The organism is Rahnella sp. P4_A8 (genome assembly GCF_056402435.1).
The window spans coordinates 1-4686 of the sequence record NZ_JBFUHK010000126.1 but is presented as its reverse complement, the minus strand read 5'-3'; the positions used below and the strand labels follow the sequence as shown (position 1 = coordinate 4686).

Sequence of the window (4686 nt, the reverse complement as noted above, 5' to 3'; positions counted from 1 at the left end):
AAAGGTCCGTCGGGGTGAATTCATCAGTGAGCTGTTCTGATAAAAGCTGAATATCAGTATTTTCATAGTCCAACATGGACCTCACTGATTCCCATGGCGTATTTTGTACCCAATCTGGTATGATCCCACGTACATCGTCGAAGCTTTTAATCAAAAAACCGTAAGTTCCTTTGAAATTAATTTTCATTAAAATAAAAAATTAAGTACTTGCGGCTTTCAATAAAAAAATGAGAAAGCAAAAATATTTTTAAAAACCACCACATCCCTAATCTTCCTGCATCCAAACCAATATGATTCAGGAGAATAAGCCATGACATCATCTAATGTTAAGGTTCTCCGCTTACCCGCTGTCGCGCTCAAAATGGGTCTTTCCAGATCCACAATTTATGACCGGATGAACCCAAAACCTCCCCGCTTTGGCCCAACGTTTCCAAAAACAAGGTCTTGAGGGAGTCAGTTGGTGGGATGGCGAGAGGCTGATCGTGAGTTCAGCCCCCCCCCAATAATCACATTTATTTATAATTGGCAGCCAAAACATTTATTTAAATGATGCGAGTACCTTTATTATTTAAATACACATGATTAAGGGTAAGTTTAATTTACTCATTCTTAATATATAATTAAATACTATGCAAATAATGCAAATGATATAAAGGCGCGTATTTCTTGTATCCTTGTTAATAAACGAGTTTATAGACAAATTAGGAAGTCACCTATGCGCTTAAATAAATTAACTAAAGCAATCCTGTTTTCTGCTATTGGATTCCCAATAATTTCGTCTGCCGCCACTGTGACGGCAAGCGATCAGACTAACACCTTCTCCGGCCTCGATTACTCAATGATGATCACCAAAGATGGTGGTCACACCTGGACTGCGTATACCAACGCATCGCAAAACAACTTCCCAGGTACTGTCTTAGCGCAAGTCGCGCCAAAACAGGAACTGGCTATTATTTCTGAGGATTACGATCCAAACCGCACCTATAAAGGCGGCGATACCGTTCGCTTCCTGGGATACTACTGGACTGCACAATGGTGGGTTGACCAGGGTATTAGCCCGGGAACCGATCCAGTATGGGTATCCGGTGATGCTATTAACATCAAGCCTTACATCAGCTTCCAGTTCACGCCGTATACCGGCCAGGACGCTATCGATCTGCAGAACCGTGAAAAAGCCAACGTAGCTGCACAGCGTWAAGTGATTGGTTACTTCCCGGAATGGGGCGTGTATGAAGCCCATAACTTCTTTACCCCTGATAAAGTGGACTACTCTGGTCTGACCCACCTGAACTACGGTTTTGCGGTGGTGAAAAACGGTGTGGTGACCATGCATGACACCGATAAAGCCCCAGGACTGATTAAAGACCTGGATAAACGGACTGAAGCGGCCAACGTGGCGCATATGATTTCTGTCGGTGGCTGGAATAACTCCCAGGAAGGTGTCTTCGAAGCGGCAACCGCCACGGATGCAGGTATTGAGAAACTGGCCAACAGCATGGTCAGCTACATGGCACAATGGCATTTCGACGGCCTCGACATTGACTGGGAATATCCGAATACCGAAGCTGAGAAAAACCAGTTCACTAAACTAATCCAGTCGCTGCGTACCAAACTGGATGCGCAAGGTCTGAAAGATGATAAGTATTATCAACTTTCTGCGGCGGTCACCACTAATCACAACAACATTCAGTTCATCAACCCGGCGGTAACCACGCCATTGCTGGATAGCGTGAACGTGATGGCGTATGACATCCACGGTGCCTTCGATCCGCTAACCGGTCATAACGCACCGCTGTATGAAAACAGCCATGATGAAGATAAAGATCTGAACGTGGCTGACACCATGACGGCCTATGTCGAAACCTGGAATGTGCCGAAAACCAAGCTGATGATGGGAATCCCATATTATGGTCGTGGCTGGGGCCATGTGCCGGGTACAGAACTCATTCCTGGTTTGCCGGGCATGTTTAACACCGGCGCGGCAACCGTAAAAGGTGCATGGGATGATGCGGATCAGTTTACAGGTACCAACCCGTGGTATGTGCTCAAGCAAAAACTGGCCAGTGGCGAATACACGCGCTATTGGGACCCAGAGTCACACGTTCCGTATCTCTACAGCAAAACCAAGCAAGAATTCCTGACCTATGACGATCCGCAGTCCATTGATGAAAAAGTAGATTACATTCTCGATCAGGGCTTCGGTGGTGCGATCCTGTGGGATATCAGTGGCGATACTCCGGAACACGAACTGGGTAATATCGTTAAAGAAGTGAAAAACACGCCGCTTCCGGATGATTCCGATGTCCCAGTACCAGATGAAGATCCGGTTATCGATAAGACCGATCTGAAAGCTATTCTGGTCAGCGTGGATGATGGTCAAACACGTGTTTACATGAATCTCGATTCCAGCAAAATTACGAGTGGCACGGCATATACAGCCTATGTTGACGGGAAATATCTTTTCGGCACAGAAGGCACTCACTATTACTACAGCAACAAGAAAAGTTTAGGTAAAGAAGCTTCATTCCGTACAGGGGATGTTGAAAGCCGCCTGGCAGTAGGTTCTGTCATTTCGGTCAAACGTGAGTACCCGAATCAGGCTGTTCTTGGTCAGATTACGGTCACGCAGGATATGCTCGACGGTAATAACCCGGTGATCTCTGATGGCAGCGTGAAGTCGATGAGTGTGTCGAAAATCAATAACGTGCCGTATATTTTCGTTGATTTTGATAAAGAAAAACTCCACAGCGCAGATGGTTCTTCTTATGTTGCTAAAATCGTTAATGATAGCAAGAGAGGCAACTATATTTTCAACTGCGATAATGGCAAATGTGATTACAGTACCGAGACTGTAGATGGCGCTATTTCACACGTTAAGTCGGATGAAAAAGACATTTCTATCGGTGAAACCATTGTCATTCAGCGTGTGTCACCTAATCCGGCAGTTGTGGCCCAAATGGTGGTCACCAGCTTTGAGCCAGAACCGCAGCCAGAGCCTGTGACCGGTCTTAAAGTCACCCTGTTCCAGAACGCTGGTTATACTGGCGATAGCCTGGAAGTCACTGGGGACATCGATTGCTTAAACGGTGTTAAGATGAAAAACGGTACTGACGCCAATGATCAAGTGTCGTCCTTTACGATACCAGAAAGTTCGTTGGGGGTGCGTTTATTCACAGAATGTCAATTCAAAGGAACTTCGAACCTATTTCCATCTTCATCTCAATATGATCTGACCAGGTATCTCAGCGAAATGAACAAAGCAGTCTCCTCTGTTCAGGTCGTTAAAGCAGAAGCTCGTGAAGCAAGCTATGATCGTGGCGGGTTCTTACAGATTTACGGGGATATTCCACGGCTCAGCGCCGAAAAAAGGGGCGATTATAGAGATACTTACGATAATGTCATCTCCCAAATAGAGGTTGCTGAGGGTTATACCGTCCGCCTGTATTCTGAGCGTGACTATCAAGGGTCTTATGTTGATGTGAAATCAGGTCAAAAGATTCCCGACCTTAGCGCAGTGTCATTTGATAACAAAGCCTCTTCATTAAAAGTCTTCATCGATAAAGCCAAGTAATCTTCCATGAACGGTCTTTGACAATGTCATCTTAAGTCAAATGCAGACCTTCAATCGCCTTTACTCCTGTGGGTAAAGGCGATTTTTTTGCCTGATATCTTCAGACATTGGAATATTTATCCTGTTGTTTTTAAGAATAAACGCAGCCCCTCTGCCGCTATAGACCCGGTAAAACCCTCACTTACTCTGCCCAAAAACCAATACCCCCTATGTCACGCTAATGACCATTTTGACGATAAGATTGGCGCTTGACCCTAGATATCGCAATCGTCATATTCAAAATATGAATAATTCCTTTACCCTCGCCGCAGCCGGGCGGGGGTTTGTTTTTATTGGGCACCACCGGAGAACAATTGTGAATAAAATCCCCTTGCTGATCATCGCGGCATTATCGGCCACCAGCGGGCTGGCACATGCGGAGACGACATTGCGTTTCGGTGTGGATCCGTCATTTCCACCTTTTGAATCAAAAGCGCCAGATGGCAAGCTGGTCGGTTTTGATATCGATTTAGGTAACGCCATTTGTCAGCAGGCAAAAGTGAAATGTGAGTGGGTCGAAACCGCCTATGACGGCATTATCCCAGCGCTGAATGCTAAAAAGTTTGATGCGGTACTTTCTGCAATGTCCATGACACCAAAACGTAAAACGCAGGTCACTTTCTCCGACATGCTTTACCACGTGCCAAGTGTGCTGATCGCGAAGAAAGGGAGCGGCCTGCAACCCACAGCCGATTCACTGAAAGGAAAAACGGTGGGTGTTGCTCAGGGCACTACACAGGAAGCCTACGCCCAGGGCGAATGGCAGAAAAAAGGCGTGGATGTGGTTTCCTATCAGAATCAGGATTTCGTGAATCAGGATCTGGCATCAGGTCGCATAGACGTGACGCTGACCAATGCCGCCGCCGCAGAAACGGGCTTCCTGAAAACCCCGGAAGGCACAGGTTATGCCTTCGCCGGGGAGCCATTAAACGACACCCGTTATTTGGGTGAAGGCACGGCCATCGGACTGCGTAAGGATGATCAGGCACATCTGACACTGATCAATAATGCACTGGCAGAAATACACAAAAACGGCACTTATAAGACGCTGGAAAAGAAATACTTCACCTTTGAAG

Annotated in this window: 3 protein-coding genes; all 3 read left to right on the top strand. The window is 46.2% G+C overall.

The window, feature by feature from the left end:
• The first annotated feature begins 310 nt into the window (after positions 1-310).
• Complete coding sequence (locus tag AC1DUO_RS23450) at positions 311-448, top strand: AlpA family phage regulatory protein (RefSeq protein WP_081481102.1); 138 nt, start codon at positions 311-313, stop codon at positions 446-448.
• Positions 449-715: 267 nt separating this feature from the next.
• Entirely contained in the window at positions 716-3571 is a 2856-nt protein-coding gene (locus AC1DUO_RS23445) for a glycosyl hydrolase family 18 protein (protein WP_477988995.1), read from the top strand.
• A 355-nt stretch (positions 3572-3926) separates the two neighbouring features.
• Positions 3927-4686 (top strand): ABC transporter substrate-binding protein (locus AC1DUO_RS23440; protein WP_477988993.1); only part of this gene is annotated, 760 nt, incomplete at its 3' end.

What these genes read in the sequence shown, in the direction of transcription:
- AC1DUO_RS23450 (WP_081481102.1), top strand. Translation starts at nt 311, where the DNA reads ATGACATCATCTAATGTTAAGGTTCTCCGCTTACCCGCTGTCGCGCTC.